This is a genomic window from Streptomyces sp. NPDC085866 (assembly GCF_044541035.1).
Classification (GTDB): Bacteria; Actinomycetota; Actinomycetes; order Streptomycetales; family Streptomycetaceae; genus Streptomyces.
In genome coordinates, this window is the sequence record NZ_JBITSQ010000008.1 from 24,867 (window position 1) to 41,809 (window position 16,943).

Annotated in this window: 19 protein-coding genes; 12 read left to right on the top strand and 7 right to left on the bottom strand. The window is 71.1% G+C overall.

The window, feature by feature from the left end:
• Positions 1-213 precede the first annotated feature (213 nt).
• The 6 genes from ACIF83_RS20890 to ACIF83_RS20915 all read left to right on the top strand — a co-directional run bounded on the left by ACIF83_RS20890 (position 214) and on the right by ACIF83_RS20915 (position 5,273).
• On the top strand, positions 214-1,011 hold the full coding sequence (locus ACIF83_RS20890) for a metallophosphoesterase (RefSeq protein WP_393466291.1): 798 nt from the start codon (positions 214-216) through the stop codon (positions 1,009-1,011).
• A 134-nt stretch (positions 1,012-1,145) separates the two neighbouring features.
• A complete protein-coding gene (locus tag ACIF83_RS20895; protein WP_393466294.1) occupies positions 1,146-1,586 on the top strand; it encodes an SRPBCC family protein in 441 nt (146 codons plus the stop codon).
• 82 nt (positions 1,587-1,668) lie between these two features.
• Positions 1,669-2,841 (top strand): ArsA family ATPase, encoded by a 1,173-nt coding sequence (locus ACIF83_RS20900; protein WP_399728871.1) that lies wholly within the window; start codon positions 1,669-1,671, stop codon positions 2,839-2,841.
• A gap of 57 nt (positions 2,842-2,898) precedes the next feature.
• Entirely contained in the window at positions 2,899-3,429 is a 531-nt protein-coding gene (locus ACIF83_RS20905) for a DUF5304 domain-containing protein (RefSeq protein ID WP_393466300.1), read from the top strand.
• 67 nt (positions 3,430-3,496) lie between these two features.
• Entirely contained in the window at positions 3,497-4,450 is a 954-nt protein-coding gene (locus tag ACIF83_RS20910; protein WP_386574322.1) for an ROK family glucokinase, read from the top strand.
• 64 nt (positions 4,451-4,514) lie between these two features.
• Positions 4,515-5,273, top strand: coding sequence for an endonuclease/exonuclease/phosphatase family protein (locus ACIF83_RS20915; RefSeq protein WP_399728874.1), 759 nt, complete (start codon positions 4,515-4,517; stop codon positions 5,271-5,273).
• Here the strand turns inward: ACIF83_RS20915 and ACIF83_RS20920 are convergent, their stop codons facing one another.
• The 4 genes from ACIF83_RS20920 to ACIF83_RS20935 all read right to left on the bottom strand — a co-directional run bounded on the left by ACIF83_RS20920 (position 5,274) and on the right by ACIF83_RS20935 (position 8,445).
• Positions 5,274-6,284: a CU044_5270 family protein gene (locus tag ACIF83_RS20920; RefSeq protein WP_398138499.1), complete on the bottom strand. Its 1,011-nt coding sequence runs from the start codon at positions 6,282-6,284 to the stop codon at positions 5,274-5,276.
• Positions 6,277-6,900, bottom strand: coding sequence for an RNA polymerase sigma factor (locus ACIF83_RS20925; protein WP_381661561.1), 624 nt, complete (start codon positions 6,898-6,900; stop codon positions 6,277-6,279). Before ACIF83_RS20925 ends, ACIF83_RS20920 begins: the two co-directional genes overlap by 8 nt.
• 212 nt (positions 6,901-7,112) lie before the next feature.
• On the bottom strand, positions 7,113-7,673 hold the full coding sequence (locus ACIF83_RS20930) for a hypothetical protein (RefSeq protein ID WP_393466310.1): 561 nt from the start codon (positions 7,671-7,673) through the stop codon (positions 7,113-7,115).
• Positions 7,666-8,445 carry an alpha/beta hydrolase gene (locus ACIF83_RS20935; RefSeq protein ID WP_399728879.1) on the bottom strand — a complete coding sequence of 260 codons (780 nt, stop codon included), beginning with the start codon at positions 8,443-8,445 and terminating at the stop codon, positions 7,666-7,668. Before ACIF83_RS20935 ends, ACIF83_RS20930 begins: the two co-directional genes overlap by 8 nt.
• Before the next feature lie 162 nt (positions 8,446-8,607).
• On the opposite strand from ACIF83_RS20935, the gene ACIF83_RS20940 reads away from it, so the two are divergent.
• From ACIF83_RS20940 to ACIF83_RS20955, 4 genes are all read left to right on the top strand, one after another.
• Positions 8,608-9,342, top strand: a complete 735-nt coding sequence (locus ACIF83_RS20940; protein WP_393467002.1) for a lysophospholipid acyltransferase family protein — start codon at positions 8,608-8,610, stop codon at positions 9,340-9,342.
• 27 nt (positions 9,343-9,369) lie between these two features.
• Entirely contained in the window at positions 9,370-10,584 is a 1,215-nt protein-coding gene (gene macS, locus ACIF83_RS20945) for a MacS family sensor histidine kinase (RefSeq protein ID WP_393466316.1), read from the top strand.
• A complete protein-coding gene (locus ACIF83_RS20950) occupies positions 10,581-11,258 on the top strand; it encodes a response regulator (RefSeq protein ID WP_386574315.1) in 678 nt (225 codons plus the stop codon). Before macS ends, ACIF83_RS20950 begins: the two co-directional genes overlap by 4 nt.
• Positions 11,259-11,381: 123 nt before the next feature.
• Positions 11,382-12,410 (top strand): 6-phosphofructokinase, encoded by a 1,029-nt coding sequence (locus ACIF83_RS20955; RefSeq protein ID WP_393466319.1) that lies wholly within the window; start codon positions 11,382-11,384, stop codon positions 12,408-12,410.
• Between the two features lie 17 nt (positions 12,411-12,427).
• Here the strand turns inward: ACIF83_RS20955 and ACIF83_RS20960 are convergent, their stop codons facing one another.
• Positions 12,428-14,299 (bottom strand): anthranilate synthase family protein, encoded by a 1,872-nt coding sequence (locus tag ACIF83_RS20960; RefSeq protein WP_393466322.1) that lies wholly within the window; start codon positions 14,297-14,299, stop codon positions 12,428-12,430.
• 89 nt (positions 14,300-14,388) lie between these two features.
• A complete protein-coding gene (locus ACIF83_RS20965) occupies positions 14,389-14,445 on the bottom strand; it encodes a trp operon leader peptide (protein WP_350818382.1) in 57 nt (18 codons plus the stop codon).
• 105 nt (positions 14,446-14,550) lie between these two features.
• Between ACIF83_RS20965 and ACIF83_RS20970 the strand changes: the two genes are divergently transcribed.
• Together ACIF83_RS20970 and ACIF83_RS20975 are read left to right on the top strand one after the other, a co-directional pair.
• Positions 14,551-15,903 carry a class II 3-deoxy-7-phosphoheptulonate synthase gene (locus ACIF83_RS20970; protein ID WP_393466325.1) on the top strand — a complete coding sequence of 451 codons (1,353 nt, stop codon included), beginning with the start codon at positions 14,551-14,553 and terminating at the stop codon, positions 15,901-15,903.
• A 155-nt stretch (positions 15,904-16,058) separates the two neighbouring features.
• Complete coding sequence (locus ACIF83_RS20975; protein WP_393466328.1) at positions 16,059-16,301, top strand: bacterioferritin-associated ferredoxin; 243 nt, start codon at positions 16,059-16,061, stop codon at positions 16,299-16,301.
• Here ACIF83_RS20975 and bfr read toward each other — a convergent pair.
• Complete coding sequence (gene bfr / locus ACIF83_RS20980; protein WP_393466331.1) at positions 16,298-16,777, bottom strand: bacterioferritin; 480 nt, start codon at positions 16,775-16,777, stop codon at positions 16,298-16,300. The genes ACIF83_RS20975 and bfr overlap by 4 nt on opposite strands.
• Between the last annotated feature and the right edge of the window lie 166 nt (positions 16,778-16,943).

Sequence of the window (16,943 nt, forward strand, 5' to 3'; positions counted from 1 at the left end):
ACCACTTGGTTGAAACCCTGAGCACGACTGGACTGCCCGGACGTTACCCGCCGGTATGGCTTCTACGACAGGGGGTCCCGACGAGATGTTCGCTGCGTCACACGGGATGGCGTTCCTTCGCGCACAGTAGTCCACGGCTTAAGCGACCGGCGAGTAACCCCGGGCGGGGTCGCCACTGTTCACGTACACCCCACACGCCTACGCTTGATCGCCATGGCACCCACACGCTCCGGCAACCGAAGGACGCGCGTCCATGTGGTCAGCGACGTGCACGGCAACGCCCGTGACCTGGCCCGGGCCGGGGACGGTGCGGACGCCCTGATCTGCCTCGGTGACCTGGTCCTCTTCCTGGACTACGCCGACCACTCGCGCGGGATCTTCCCCGACCTGTTCGGCAAGGAGAACGCCGACCACATCGTCGAGCTGCGCACCGCGCGGCGCTTCGAGGAGGCGCGTGCCTTCGGGGCCCGGCTGTGGGCCGGGATCGGCTCCGACCGGGCCACCGCCATCGAGAAGGCGGTGCGCAAGCAGTACGCCGAGCTGTTCGCCGCCTTCCCGACGCCGACGTACGCCACCTACGGCAATGTCGACATGCCGCCTCTGTGGAGCGAGTACGCGGGGCCCGGCATCACGGTGCTGGACGGTGAGCGGGTGGAGATCGGCGGCTGGACCTTCGGCTTCGTGGGCGGCGGGCTGCGCACCCCGATGCGGACGCCGTACGAGATCGACGACGAGGAGTACGCGGCGAAGATCGAGGCGGTCGGCGAGGTGGACGTGCTGTGCACGCACATCCCGCCGGAGGTTCCGGAGCTGGTCTACGACACGGTCGCGCGCCGCTTCGAGCGCGGCAGCCGGGCCCTCCTGGACGCGATCCGGCGTACCCGCCCGCGCTACGCCCTGTTCGGCCACGTCCATCAGCCACTGGCACGCCGGATGCGGATCGGGGCGACGGAGTGTGTGAACGTGGGGCACTTCGCTGGGACGGGCAGGCCGTGGGCGCTGGAATGGTGATCCCCGCAGACCGAGGGGCGGCGGGGCTCGATGGAAGGTCGACGGTGTGAAGGACGGGGTGAAGGCGCCAGGTCGGCGGCGCGGTAGCCTTCACGCTGCACACTCTTAGGTCCGTATCTGGAGGAGCCACGGCGATGGCGGAACACACCAGTTCGAGCATCACGATCGAGGCGGCTCCGGCCGACGTCATGGCGGTGATCGCCGACTTCGCCCGCTACCCGGACTGGACCGGCGAGGTGAAGGAAGCGGAGGTCCTCAAGACCGACGGCCAGGGCCGCGCCGAGCAGGTCCGCCTCGTCATGGACGCCGGGGCCATCAAGGACGACCAGACCCTGGGCTACACCTGGACCGGCCAGAACGAGGTCTCCTGGACCCTGGTGAAGTCCCAGATGCTGCGCTCGCTGGACGGCTCCTACATCCTCAAGCCGGCCGGCGCGGGCGCCACCGAGGTCACCTACCAGCTCACGGTCGACGTCAAGATCCCCATGCTCGGCATGATCAAGCGCAAGGCGGAGAAGGTCATCATCGACCGCGCTCTGGCGGGCCTGAAGAAGAGGGTCGAGTCGGCCGGCTGATCTCCGCCCGCCCGGTCATGCTGCTACCGCCGTGGGCAGCCGCAGCATCGGGCAGCCCTGCCCTCCGTTACCGTTCACCCTCATGCGCACCATCCTGATCACGGGCCCGGGCGGCAGCGGTCGTACGACCGTGGCCGCTGCCACTGCGGTCGACGCCGCCCGCGAGGGCACCCGCACCCTCCTCCTGAGCGCCGACCGCACGGACACCCCGGGCACGGCACTGGGTGCCGAGACAGGACCCACCCCCACCGAGGTCACCGAGAACCTCACCGTCTGGCGCCCCGACGCCACGGAACGCTTCCGGCAGGACCTCACCGCCTTCCAGACCCGCGCCGCGAACGTCCTGGACCTCCTCGGCGCCGCCCGGCTGGACGGCGAGGAGGTCACCCCGCTGCCCGGCGCCGAGGAGCTGTCCTTCCTGCGCGCCCTCCGGGACGCCGCCCTCTCCGAGCGCTACGACCTCCTCGTCGTCGACCTCCCACCCCTTCCGCAGGCCCTCACCCTGCTCGCCCTCCCCGAGGAGCTGCGCCGCTACCTGCGCCGTCTGCTCCCGCCCGAGCGGCAGGCGGCCCGCGCCCTGCGCCCGGTCCTCGGCCGGCTGGCCGGCGTTCCCATGCCCGCCGAGTGGCTGTACGAGACGGCGGCCCGCTGGGACGTGGAGCTGGCCGCCGTCGAGGCGGTCCTCACCGACCGGCGCACCGCCGTACGCCTGGTCGCCGAACCCGGCCCCGCCGGTGCCGACGCCGTACACACCGCGACCCTCGGCCTCGCCCTGCGCGGCCTGCGCACCGAGGCTCTGATCGCCAACCGCGTCCTGCCCGAGACCGCCCCCGACAACTGGCTGGCCGGCCTCCTCGCCCAGCAGCGCAAGGCCCTGGCCGAGTGGGCCGAGCCGTACCACCTCCACACCGTCCCCCACCTCGGCCGAGACCCGCACGGCACAGACGACCTGGACGCCCTCGCCGTCCCCGGCGTCAACCCCGTGCCCGCCCCGGTCGAGTGGCCCGTCGCGGACTTCCTCGCCGAGGACGGTGTGCTCGTCTGGCACATCCCGCTGCCCGGCGCGATACGGGACGAGCTGGACCTGATCCGGCGCGGCGACGAGCTGGTGATCACCGCGGGCCCCTTCCGGCGGATCGTTCCGCTTCCCTCCGCCCTGCGCCGCTGCACCGTTGCCGGGGCCGCCCTGCGCGAGGGTGAGCTGCGCATCCGCTTCACCCCCGATCCCGACCTGTGGCCCGCCGTCGGACGGTGAACCGGGTACGCCCGTTCGGGTAACGTCGTAGGGGCGAACCGTAGTCAGGAGTCCGCCATGAGCGAAGAGCGCCCCGCACCCGACCCGGCCGAGGAGGCCCACGAGGTGGGGGTCCCCCCCGCTGGAGCGCAGTCGGAAGCTCGGGGGAGGGCGACCGACGACGACGCCTGGGCCACGGCCTGCGCCGAGGACCTCGCCGCCGAGAAGGCCCGCCGCCGCGCCGAGGAGACCCCGCCCCCGGGCTCCGCCGCCGAGGAACTGCGCAGACTCGTGGACACCGTGGCCGACAAGCTGTCCGGTCTCCAGTCCCCGCTGCTCGGCGCCGTCGCCGGACCGGCGGCCCAGCAGGTGGTGCGCCAGGTCGTGCAGCAGGCGAAGGCCGCCGTCGAGCCCGTCATCGAGCGCAATCCGGACGTCTTCGACCACCTCGCCGCCGCCGGCAACGAACTGCTGGCCGCCTACCGCTCCGCGGTCCAGGCCCAGGAGCACCGCTGGACCACCGGCGCGGCCGACCTGAAGGACGACTGGTCCGACCGCCGCGACCGGGGCGAGGGCACCGGCCCGGGGGAACGCATCGACCTGGACTGAAGCCCTCCCGGGGCAGGGCCTCGGGTACGGTTGGCCGTAGCGGGGCTCGACCGAAACTGAGGGATTCATGGGACTCACCATCGGCGTCGACATCGGCGGCACGAAGATCGCGGCCGGCGTGGTCGATGAGGAAGGCAATATCCTCTCGACGCACAAGGTGCCGACCCCGGGCACGCCCGAGGCGATCGTGGACGCCATCGCCTCCGCCGTCGAGGGCGCGCGTGCCGGGCACGAGATCGTCGGCGTGGGCATCGGCGCGGCCGGTTACGTCAACCGGCAGCGCTCCACGGTGTACTTCGCGCCCAACATCGACTGGCGCAACGAGCCGCTGAAGGAGAAGGTCGAGGCCCGCACCGGCCTCCCGGTCGTGGTCGAGAACGACGCCAACGCCGCCGCCTGGGGCGAGTACAAGTTCGGCGCCGGCAAGGGCCACCGCAACGTCATCTGCATCACGCTCGGCACCGGCCTCGGCGGCGGCATCATCATCGGCAACAAGCTGCGCCGCGGCCACTTCGGTGTGGCCGCCGAGTTCGGCCACATCCGCATGGTCCCGGACGGCCTGCTGTGCGGCTGCGGCAGTCAGGGCTGCTGGGAGCAGTACGCCTCCGGCCGCGCCCTGGTCCGCTACGCCAAGCAGCGCGCCAACGCCACCCCGGAGAACGCCGAGATCCTGCTCGGCCTCGGTGACGGCACCCCGGACGGCATCGAGGGCAAGCACATCTCCATGGCCGCCCGCCAGGGCGACCCGGTCGCCGTCGACTCCTACCGCGAGCTGGCCCGCTGGGCCGGTGCCGGCCTCGCCGACCTGGCCTCCCTCTTCGACCCGTCCGCGTTCATCGTCGGTGGCGGCCTCTCCGAGGAGGGCGAGCTGGTCCTCGACCCGATCCGCAAGTCCTACAAGCGCTGGCTGGTCGGCGGCAACTGGCGTCCGGTCGCCGACGTGATCGCCGCCCAACTCGGCAACAAGGCCGGCCTCGTGGGCGCAGCCGACCTGGCCCGTGAGCCCGACCCGATCATGTAGTGAGCCCTGGCCCCACTACGACGATGCCCGCCGCGTCCCGTCCCGGGACGGCGGGCATCGTCGTATGTTGATCGTCATGCTGCTTCCCAACTCCCTTACGGAACTGGACGGTTCCGCCGTCATCCGGGTCCTCGGCTACAACATCCGCTCGATGCGCGACGACACCGACGCCCTGGCAAGGGTGATCACCGCCTGCGCCCCCGACCTGGTCCTCGTCCAGGAAGCCCCCCGCTTCTTCCGCTGGCGCAAGAAGCTGGCCCGGCTCGCGGCGGCCTCCGGCCAGGTGATCCTCACCGGAGGAGCGACGGCGGCGGGGCCGGCGATCCTGTGCAACTTGAGAGCCACCGTCGAGCGCACGGAAGACGTACTCCTCCCGCTCACCCCCGGCCTGCACCGCCGCGGCCTCGCCACGGCAGTGGTCCGCTTCGGCGCGGCCCGTCTCGGAGTGATCAGCTGCCACCTCAGCCTGCAGAAGGACGAGCGTTACGACCAGGCCGGCCTGCTCCTCGACCGCCTCGCGAGCCTGGGCGTGGAGCACGCAGTCGCGGGCGGCGATCTCAACGAACGCCCCGACGGTCCCGCCTTCCGCCTCCTCTCCGACACCCTCCAGGACTGCCGGACCACCGCGCCCTGGGGCGGCGAGTTCACCTCGACCCCCGCCAACCCCCACCAGCGCATCGACGCCGTATTCGCCACGAAGGGCATCGAGGTGCTCGGCTGCGGCGTGCCGCTGGAGCAGCCGGGGATCACGGAGAGAGACCTGAGGGCGGCCACGGACCACTTTCCGGTCCTCGCCGCCCTCAGGGTGCCCGCCACGGCGTAGCTACGGCCGCTGCTTCGCCCTGTCGACGACGGCCCAGCTGTCGAGGTAGGAGAGCTGGGTGTACTTCTTCATGGCCGGGCCGTCGCCCGAGGAGCGCTCGTCACGGAAGCCGAGGAAGGCGTACGTCCCCGGGCGGAAGATGAAGTAGCCGCCGAAGCTCGTGACCCCCGCCGGGGCCGTGGGGTCGTCGTACGTGATGGCCACGCCGGTGCGTCCCTTCGCGTCCTGCTGGTTCGGCACCGCCTTCACCCCGGGCACCATGCCCAGCGCCTCGTAGGCCGCCGGGCGCAGCCCCTGCGGCATCACCGGGACCAGCTTGAGCAGCCCCGCGAGGCTGAAATGGATCTGCGACCACTCCTCGTCGGTGATGTCGTCCAGCGAGTCGGTCTTCCCGTGCACGCCCCAGTTACGGCCGATCGCGAGGATCAACCTCTTCGGATCGGTCGGCAGCTTCCGCAGCGTTCCCCAGTCCTGCGGCGGCCAGACGCTCTCGTTCTTCTTGAGCGGCGGCGACCACCACCCCTTCCCGATCTCCATGATCCAGGATGGCTTCGAGCCGTCCACCGAGCGCCAGTTCTCGTCGACGTGGCTCTTCGTCTCGCCGGTCCTCTGGTTGGTCTCCTTGATGATCTCCTTGGTGTAGATGAACTGGTCGTCGCGCGGGGTGACCGTCCGCTCGTGCTTGCGCTCGTAGGCGGCGGCCCCGTTCAGCACCGTCTGCGCGCTCACGTTCCGCATGGCGGGCGCACTCGACGCCGGCGGGTTCGCCGTCCGCTCCCGGTTCGCGCCGTCATCGTCCCGTACGGCGACCAGGACCCCGGCGGCGACCGCTGCGGCGAGCGCACCGGTCAGGGCGATGCGCAGGACGGGGCGCCGCGGCCGTACGACCGGAGCGGGCCGGTCCATCGCAGCGACCAGCCGTGCCCGTACCCGATGCCGGGTGGCGTCGTCGAGCGGGGGAGTCCCCGGGGCGTAGTTACTCACTTCGCGCAGTTCGTCGATGTCATGCATGGGCGTCTGCCTCTCGGAATGCCGTCGGATCGGATCCGCCCAGTGCTTCGCGCAATCTGCTGCGAGCCCGGTGCAGCCGGGATCTGACCGTGCCGACCGGCACGCCGAGGGCCTGGGCCGCCTCCTCGTAGTCGAGGCCGGCCCAGGCCACCAGCAGCACCACGTCGCGGTGCCGGGCGGACAGCCCGGCCAGCGCGGCTGCCAGTTCCCGGCGCACCCCCGTGGCACCGGCCCTGGAAACCGCCCGGTCCGCGACCGGCTCCTCGTGCTCCACCGGCTCCGGCAGCCGCGCGAGCGCCTTGAACCGGCGCGCCTCGGTCCGGCGGTGCCGGCCCATGAGGTTCGTCGCGATGCCGAACAACCAGGGGCGGGCGTCGTCCCGCCCCAGGTCGTAGGTGTGGCGCCGCTGGAAGGCGGTGATGAAGGTCTCCGCCATCAGATCCTCCGCCGCCTCCGGACCGTGCCGCTGGGCCGCGTAACGGTGCACGGCGTCGGCGTACCGGTCGTAGAGCGCGGCGAACAGCTCGGGCTCGTCCCGGGACCGTGCGATCACGCGGGCATCACTCTCCCAGCGATCCTCGCCGCGGGTGCCGACGCCCGGTGGTCCGACGGTCATCGGGGCTCCTTTCGTTCGTCTGAACGCCTCGAAGGCTTGGGCTTGTTCAGGTTGTTCATCTCTTCTTCGCCGGTCGGCGGAATCGGGTTCCCTTTTCGGCGCACCGGCCGTGCGAGCCGGGCTGCGTACCGGTCCGGCGCGGGCGGCCGACCGTACGGAGATGCGTGAGGGCCCGTCCGGAGTGTCTCCGGACGGGCCCTCAGCCGGGTCTGTCAGACGACCGCGCCGCGTCCCGGTTCGTCGTCGTCGTCATCCGTCTTCATCCGCATCACCAGCGTGGCGAAGCCGCCCAGGAACCCGCCGATCCCGAGGGTCGTCAGCCACCAGGTCATCTCCCAGCCGAGCAGCACGGCCACCAGGAGCAGGACCGGGCCGCCGACCACCCCGAGCCAGGCGAACTTCGCGGTCGTGTCGGCGGTGGGCAGCGGCGGCGGCTCGGGCGGCACGAAGTGGCCCTCGTCGTCCTCGTCGAAGTCGTCCTCGGACGGTTCCGGCGGGGTGTGGTCACGCGGGCCCACACCGGGCGCGAACGAGATCGAGCTGCCGAGCGGCTTCGCGGGCCGCGGCTCCTCGGAGCCGGCCGCGCCCTCGCCCGGGGGCTCGTGTTCGGGCAGCGCGAGATCCTCGACCGGCCTGAAGGGCCTGGTACCCGGCGGGTCCGGTGGCTCCGCGCCGTACCCTGCGACGATCGCCCGCCAGGCGGCGTCCTCGTCGAAGGGCACGCCCTTCTCGTCCGGCTCGCGGTCCTCGCGGTCGGAGTCGTGCTCAGCCAACTGCGGCCGTCCCTTCCTTGCCGACACTGGGTGCGAGCCGGCCGATGAAGGCGAGGCTCTCCTCGAAGATCCGGTCCGCATCGTGGTCCAACGTCGCCACGTGGTAACTCTGTTCCAGCACGATCTCCGTTACGTCCACGGAGGACACCCGGCTCAGCACCCGCGCCGAGTCCGCCGCCGGGACCACATGGTCCTGGGCGCTGCGCAGCAGCAACAGCGGCTGGGTCACCTGGGGCAGCTCGCCGTCCAGCCGGCGCAGGAACAGCCGCAGCGAGTGGGCCGGGTGCAGCGGCACCCGGTCGTAACCGAGCAGGGCCGGGCCGCCCTTGGCGATGTCGCTGGCGATGCCCTTCGTCGTCCGCACCAGGTGCCGGGCCGCCGGAAGGGCGTACGCCGACAGGCCGTGCACCCGGTTCGCCGGGTTGACGACGACGACCCCGGCGACCCGCTCGCCGTTCCGGGCCGCCAGCCGCAGCGCCAGCGCCCCGCCCATCGACAGGCCCGCGACGAACACCCGGGAGCACCGCTCGGCGAGCAGCCGCAGCTCGCGGTCCACCTCCGCGTACCAGTCCTCCCAGCCCGTGACCTGCAGGTCCTCCCAGCGGGTGCCGTGCCCGGGCAGCAGCGGGAGCGACACGGTCAGGCCGTGCGCGGCGTGGTGCTCCGCCCAGGGGCGCAGCGACTGGGGCGAGCCGGTGAAGCCGTGACAGAGGAGAACACCCACCTCCCCGCCCTCGTGGCGGTACGGCTCGGCTCCGGGGAGAACCGGCACCTTTCGGGCTCCTGTTCCTGAGAAAGGCGTGAAGAACTGGCGGATGTGCTTCACCGTACGCGACCGCACTGACACCGACCAGGGTCGTCGGGGTCATTGGCGGCGGTCCGGGTTAAGGTCTGATCGTCGGAAACAGGAGGCACGCGGGTGTTGTACGGCACGATGAAGGTCGCCATCGGAGGACCGCTGAAGGTCGCCTTCAGACCCTGGGTGGAGGGCCTGGAGAACATTCCGGCCGAAGGTGCCGCAATTCTGGCGAGTAATCACCTGTCCTTCTCGGACTCGTTCTTCCTGCCCGCGGTCCTCGACCGCAAGGTCACCTTCATCGCGAAGGCCGAGTACTTCACCACCCCGGGCGTGAAGGGCCGCCTCACGGCCGCCTTCTTCAAGGGCGTCGGACAGCTCCCGGTGGACCGCTCCGGGGCGCGCGGCGCCGGCGAGGCCGCGATCAAGAGCGGTATAGAGGTGCTGGAACGCGGTGAGCTGTTCGGCATCTACCCGGAGGGCACGCGCTCGCCCGACGGCCGGCTGTACCGGGGCAAGCCCGGCGGCCTCGCGCGCGTGGCGCTCGCCACCGGCGCGCCGGTCATCCCCGTCGCGATGATCGACACCGAGAAGATCCAGCCGCCCGGCAAGGTGATGCCGAAGCTGATGCGCCCGGGCATCCGTATCGGCAAGCCGCTGGACTTCAGCCGCTACCAGGGCATGGAGCACGACCGCTTCGTGCTGCGCGCGGTGACCGACGAGGTCATGTACGAGATCATGAAGCTCTCCGGCCAGGAGTACGTCGACATGTACGCGACCGCCGCCAAGCGGCAGATCGCGGACGCGGCGAAGGCGGCCAAGGAAGCGGAGAAGGCCGCCAAGGAGGCGGAGAAGAAGCAGGTCGAGGGCTAGCGGGGGGAGCCGGGGGAGCGGGGGGGCATGCCGAAGCGCGAGCGGGTCATGCGGATGTCGGTCGAGCTGCCGCTGTGGCGTGCGCTCGCCGGCTACCGGGTGCTGACCATGCTGTACGCCATCGGCCTGTGCGCAACGGCGTACGACCATTTCGTACGCCCCTGGGTCGCCGTCGCCTACTACGCGGTCCTGGTCGGCTGGACCCTGGCCACCCTGCCCAAGGTGGCGAACGCGGCGAGCTGCACCAAGCGCTTCCTGGCCGTCGACCTGACCATCGCCCTCGCCGGCATCATGCTCACCCCCCTCGCCGACAGTCACGAGCGGATCGCGAGCGGCGGCCCGACGCTGCCGTCGATATGGACCGCCGGCTCGGTGCTGGCCTTCGCCGTCAAGGGCGGCTGGCGCTGGGCCGCCGCGGCCTCCACGGCCGTCGCCGTCGTCAACCTGGTCGAGCGCGGCACCCCGGCCCGGGACACCGTGCACAACGTGATCCTGGTCTGGGTGGCCTCCATCGCCATCGGCTACGTCGTGGAGGTCGCCCGCGCCTCCGAGCGCACCCTCGCCCGCGCCCTGGAGATCGAGGCCGCGACCCGGGAGCGGGAGCGGCTGGCCCGGGACATCCACGACAGCGTGCTCCAGGTGCTGGCGATGGTGCAGCGGCGCGGCGCGGTCATCGGCGGCGAGGCGGCCGAACTGGGGCGCCTCGCGGGGGAGCAGGAGGTGGCGTTGCGCACGCTGGTCTCCGGCGGGCTGCTGCCGGTCTCCCGGGTGTCGGAGGACACGGCGGCCGGAGCCGTCGTCCGCGCGGTCGAGGAGCCGGACGACGACGGCCCCGTCGACCTGCGCACCCTGCTCGCCCCCTACGCCGGCGCCCGGGTCAGCCTCGCCGAGCCCGGTGCTCCGGTGCCGCTGCCGCGACCGGCGGCGCGGGAACTGGCCGCCGCGGTCGGGGCCGCCCTGGACAACGTGCGCCGGCACGCCGGTGCGGAGGCCCGGGCCTGGATCCTCGTCGAGGACGAGCCCGACGAGATCGTCGTCACCGTACGGGACGACGGCCCCGGCATCGCCGAGGGCCGGCTCGTCCAGGCCGAGGGCGAGGGCCGGCTCGGCGTGGCCCAGTCGATCCGGGGCCGGCTGCGCGACCTCGGCGGCAGCGCCGAGCTGATCTCCGTCCCCGGGCAGGGCACGGAGGTCGAACTGACGGTACCGAAGGTCTCACGGGACAAGGCGGAGAAGCGATGAGCGAGCAGCAGGACCCGATCAAGGTCATGGTGGTCGACGACCACCCCATGTGGCGCGACGCCGTCGCCCGGGACCTGAGCGAGTCCGGCTTCGAGGTGGTCGCCACCGCCGGCGACGGCGAACAGGCGGTCCGCCGCGCCAAGGCCGCCGCCCCCGACGTCCTGGTGCTGGACCTCAACCTGCCCGCCAAGCCCGGCGTCCAGGTGTGCAAGGAACTGGTCGGCCACAACCCCGCCCTGCGCGTCCTGGTCCTGTCGGCGAGCGGTGAGCACGCCGACGTGCTGGAGGCCGTGAAGTCCGGCGCGACCGGCTACCTGCTCAAGTCGGCCTCCACCGAGGAACTCCTGGACGCGGTGCGCCGTACCGCCGTCGGCGACCCGGTGTTCACGCCGGGCCTGGCCGGACTGGTCCTCGGGGAGTACCGGCGCCTGGCCTCCGAGCCCGCGCCCGCCCCGGACGCCGACGAGCCGGGGGCGCCCCGGCTGACCGAGCGGGAGACCGAGGTGCTGCGGCTGGTCGCCAAGGGTCTGAGCTACAAGCAGATCGCCGAACGCCTCGTCATCTCCCACCGCACGGTCCAGAACCACGTCCAGAACACGCTCGGCAAGCTCCAGCTGCACAACAGGGTGGAGTTGGTGCGGTACGCGATCGAGCGCGGGCTCGACGACGCGTGAAACCGCCTGGTCAAGCCGCCTCCTGACAATTCACCGGAATCACCCTTCCCGCCTCTCGCTGTGTGACGCGAGTCACCATTACCGTGACTGAGCGTCAGGCAACCGCGGCGAAGGGACATTTCCATGCGGGTCGGAGTACTGACCGGAGGCGGCGACTGCCCCGGGCTCAACGCCGTCATCCGGGGCATCGTCCGCAAGGGCGTTCAGGAGTACGGATACGACTTCGTCGGCTTCCGGGACGGCTGGCGCGGGCCCCTGGAAGGCGACACCATCCGCCTCGACATTCCCGCCGTACGCGGCATCCTGCCCCGCGGCGGCACCATCCTCGGCTCCTCGCGCACCAATCCCCTCAAGCAGGAGAACGGCATCCGCCGGATCAAGGAGAACCTGGCCAAGCTGGAGGTCGAGGCGCTCGTCGCGATCGGCGGCGAGGACACCCTCGGCGTCGCCGCACGGCTGTCCGACGAGTACGGCGTGCCCTGCGTCGGCGTGCCCAAGACCATCGACAACGACCTGTCCGCCACCGACTACACCTTCGGCTTCGACACCGCCGTCAACATCGCCACCGAGGCCATCGACCGCCTGCACACCACCGCCGAGTCCCATATGCGGGTCCTCGTCTGCGAGGTGATGGGCCGCCACGCCGGCTGGATCGCCCTGCACTCCGGCCTGGCCGGCGGCGCCAACGTCATCCTCATCCCCGAACAGCGCTTCGACCTGGACCAGGTGTGCGCCTGGATCGCCTCCCGCTTCAAGGCCTCGTACGCCCCGATCGTCGTCGTCGCCGAGGGCGCCATGCCGAAGGACGGCGACGTGGTCCTCAAGGACGAGTCACTCGACTCCTTCGGGCACGTCCGCCTCTCCGGTGTCGGGGAGTGGCTGGCCAAGGAGATCGAGAAGCGCACCGGCAAGGAGGCCCGTACCACGGTCCTCGGGCACATCCAGCGCGGCGGCACCCCGAGCGCCTTCGACCGCTGGCTCGCCACCCGCTTCGGTCTGCACGCCATCGACTGCGTCCGCGAGGGCGACTTCGGCAAGATGGTCGCCCTGCGCGGCACCGACATCGTCCGCGTCCCGATCGCCGAGGCCACGGCCAAGCTGAAGACGGTGGACCCGAAGCTGTACGAGGAGGTCGGGGTGTTCTTCGGCTGACGACCGCCCCCGGACGGCTACACGGTCGTGCGGCGCAGCTGACCCATCAGCTCCCGTACGACCGCGGCCCCGTCCAGGCTCAGCACCGACTCCGGGTGGAACTGCACCCCGGCGAAGCCCGGACCCCGTACGGCATGCACCTCCCCGTTCTCCGCCCGGCTCACCTCCACCCCGTGCGCGGCCAGCTCCCGTGCCGCCTCCTCGTCGCAGTGCGCCACGAAGCTGTTGTAGAAGCCGACGGTCTCCGCCCGCCCGAACAGGTCGATCGCGGTCTGCGCCCCCTGGTGGGGGACCTCCTTCCGCACGAGCTCCAGCCCCAGCTCCGCCGCGATCAGCTCGTGCCCCAGGCAGACCCCGAGGACACCGTGCCGGTGCTCCCGGATCACCTCGGCGGTCAGAGCGCGCAGGAGGCGCATCTTGGGATCGTCCAGGTCGCCGGGGTCACCCGGTCCGGGGCCGAGGACGACCGGTCCCTCGTGCGCGAGCACGGCCTCCCGCAGCCCGGGCTCGTCGTACCGCCGGACGGTGACGTCCAGCCCGCCCGAGCGCAGCACATGCGCGAGCATCGCGGTGAAGGTGTCCTCCGCGTCGACGACCAGGGCATGCCCCTCCAGCGCCGCCGACCGCTCCTGCATCCGCAGCCAGAACGGCGCCAGCGACGAACGGCGCCCGTCCAGTGCGGCCCGCACCCGGGGATCGTCGGCCAGTCGGGGCCGCTCCCGCTCGTCGCGCGGCCGGGCCGGCCGTACCCCCAGGGCCGCCAGCACGCCCGCCGCCTTCGCGTGCGTCTCGGCCACCTCGCCCGCCGGGTCGGAGCCGCGCACCAGCGTCGCGCCGACCGGGACGCGCAGCCGGCCGTCGGCCGAGATGTCGGCGGTGCGGATCAGGATGGGGGAGTCGAGGGTCTGGGCGCCCCCGGAGTCCCGGCCGAGCAGCGCCAGCGCCCCGGCGTAGTAACCCCGCCCGACACCGTCCCGCCCGAGAGGCTCGTAGCGCTCGATCACCCGGCAGGCGTTCTGCACCGGCGACCCGGTGACCGTCGCCGCGAACATGGTCTCCTTCAGTACCTCCCGCACGTCCAGGGAGGACTTGCCGCGCAGCTCGTACTCGGTGTGCGCGAGGTGCGCCATCTCCTTCAGCCGCGGGCCGACGACCACCCCGCCCATGTCACCGACGGTGCACATCATCTTCAGTTCCTCGTCGACGACCATGGACAGTTCTTCGATCTCCTTGCCGTCGGCGAGGAAGTCCAGCAGGTGCTCGGCCGTCGGCCCCTCGGCCGGATACCGGTACGTCCCGCTGATCGGGTTCATCACGACCGTGCCGCCGGACATCCGCACATGCACCTCGGGGCTGGCACCCACCAGCGTCCGGTCCCCGGTGTGCACGACGAACGTCCAGTACGCGCCCCGCTCGCCCTCCAGCAGCCGCCGGAACAGCGCCAGCGCGTCGGCCCGCCCGAACCCGGGGATCTCGCCCTCGTACGTCCGCCGGATCACGAAGTTCGCGCCCTCGCCCCGGCCGATCTCCTCGCGCAGCACCCGCCCGACGATCTCGCCGTACTCCGCGTCGTCGACGTCGAAGCCCCCGCCCTCGACCCGCACGTCGTGGCCCGGCAGCGACCGGAGGGCCTCGTCCAGCGGGATCTCGTACGACTCCTCGGGCGTCAGCACCAGCAGCGGCGTGCCGTCGTCGCGGACGTCGAAGCCGCGCTCGCGGATCTGCCGGAACGGCACCAGCGCGAGGCCCTCGTCGGGCAGGTCGATCAGGCGGTCCCGGGAGGAGACGGGGCCGAGCAGCACCTCCACCGTGTGCTCGTCGCGGCCCGGGGTGCGACGGCGCAGCAGGGCGAAGGGGCGGGGGTCGTGCAAGAGGTTCTGGAGATCCATGGGTGATCCTTCTCGATGGAGAGGAACGACCCCGGAAACACCGAAGGCCGCCCCTCGGGCGGCCTTCGCGAAGTCTTGAGTACGCGCAGTCAGCGGGCCGCCGGATGAGCGGTCCACCACCAGTTCTGGGTCGAAAGCGCGAACATGCGAGGAACCCTACCGCACGGCCGTGGCGTCCATGAGGCAAACACTCCGTCTCACCAGTCGAGCCGGAGGAAAATATGGCGACACGACCCCGTAATGTTTACGAGGTGACCGTGAACGCTAAGACCAGCCCGAGCGCTGGCAACACCTGGCGAAACCTGCCCGCGGCGCAGCAGCCCGAGTACCCCGACACCGAGGCTCTGCGCGCAGTGATCGCGGACCTCGAGTCGTATCCGCCGCTCGTCTTCGCGGGCGAGTGCGACCAGCTGCGCGCCCGGATGGCGGCCGTCGCCAAGGGAGAGGCGTTCCTCCTCCAGGGCGGCGACTGCGCCGAGGCCTTCGACGCGGTGTCCGCCGACCACATCCGCAACAAGCTCAAGACCCTGCTCCAGATGGGCGCCGTGCTGACGTACGCCGCCTCGGTGCCGGTCGTGAAGGTCGGCCGGATCGCCGGCCAGTACTCCAAGCCGCGCTCCAAGGGCACCGAGACCCGCGACGGCGTCACGCTGCCCACCTACCGCGGCGACTCGGTCAACGGCTTCGACTTCAACGAGGCCGCCCGCATCCCGGACCCCGAGCGCCTGAAGCGGATGTACAACGCGTCCGCCTCGACGCTGAACCTGGTGCGCGCCTTCACCACCGGCGGTTACGCCGACCTGCGCCAGGTGCACGCCTGGAACCAGGACTTCGTGAAGTCCTCCCCGTCCGGACAGCGTTACGAGCAGCTGGCGCGGGAGATCGACAACGCGCTGAACTTCATGCGGGCCTGCGGCACGGACCCGGAGGAGTTCAAGACGGTCGAGTTCTACGCCTCGCACGAGGCGCTGCTGCTGGACTACGAGTCGGCGCTGACCCGCGTGGACTCGCGCACCGGTCGGCTGTACGACGTCTCGGCGCACATGGTGTGGATCGGTGAGCGCACCCGGCAGCTGGACGGTGCGCACATCGAGTTCGCCTCGCAGATCCGTAACCCGATCGGCATCAAGCTCGGCCCGACCACGACGGCCGAGGAGGCGCTGCAGTACATCGACCGCCTCGACCCCGAGCGGGAGCCGGGCCGGCTGACCTTCATCGTCCGCATGGGAGCCGACAAGATCCGCGACAAGCTCCCCGAGCTGGTGGAGAAGGTCACGGCGTCGGGCGCGACGGTGGCGTGGGTGACCGACCCGATGCACGGCAACACCTTCGAGGCGGCCTCCGGGCACAAGACCCGGCGCTTCGACGACGTGCTCGACGAGGTCAAGGGCTTCTTCGAGGTCCACAAGGCCCTCGGCACCCACCCGGGCGGCATCCACGTCGAGCTCACCGGTGACGACGTCACCGAGTGCGTGGGCGGTGGCGACGAGATCTTCGTCGACGACCTGCACCAGCGCTACGAGACGGCCTGCGACCCCCGCCTGAACCGCAGCCAGTCCCTGGACCTGGCGTTCCTGGTCGCCGAGATGTACCGGGACCAGTGATCACGAGGGATCGCTGAACGCGTTGGGGCGCGGATCACACCGGATCCGCGCCCCTCGGCACTTTTGCGGGTTCGACATGGCGGGTAAGGTTAGGTAAGCCTCACCGATCAAGCGGGACGGCGACACCTATCAATCCCGTCGGGAGGTGAATCCGCGTGTACGTCTGCAGTTGCTTCGGCATCACCGAGGCCCAGGTCAAGAAGCACGCGGAGGACGGCGCCTGCACCCCCCGGCAGATCGCGTCCGCCTCCAAGGCCGGCACGGACTGCGGCTCGTGCGTACGGCGCATCCAGGCGATCCTCGGCCGCGGCTCCTGCCCGCGACGTGACCTGGCCGACCAGGGCCGGTCGGTCCTCGCGGAGCTGTCCGGCCCCGCCGGCCTGGACGAAGCCGCCTAGCTCTCCGGCTGCTCGATCAGCTGCGCGAGGTACAGCGCCTCCCCGAGCTTCTCCAGCAGCTCCAGCTGGGTGTCGAGGTAGTCGATGTGGTGCTCCTCGTCGGCGAGGATGTCCTCGAAGATGTTCGCCGACGTGATGTCGCCCTTCTCGCGCATCATCTTGATGCCTCGCTTGAGCCGGTCGATCGCCTCCACCTCGATCTGCCGGTCGGCCTCGAACATCTCCTTGACCGTCTGGCCCACCCGCACATGGAACAGCCGCTGGTAGTTGGGCAGCCCCTCCAGGAACAGGATCCGGTCGGTCAGCACCTCGGCGTGCTTCATCTCGTCGAACGACTCGTGCCGCGTGTACTTGGCGAGCTTCGGCCAGCCGAAGTTCTCCTGCATCTTCGAGTGCAGGAAGTACTGGTTGATCGCGGTCAGCTCGCCGGTGAGCTGCTCGTTGAGGAACTCGATGACCTCGGGGTCGCCCTGCATTGCAGCGGCTCCTTCCGCACGGTGGGACGGGTGGCGTATGCGGCCGCATGATTGCACCGGCGGGGAAGATCGTCCAGTAAGTGCGTACTTAGTAAGTACGTGCTGACTTGATGCCAGTTGTCCGATTTGCGGAACGGTGGTCAAGGGCACTGCCCGAGGTCTGTCA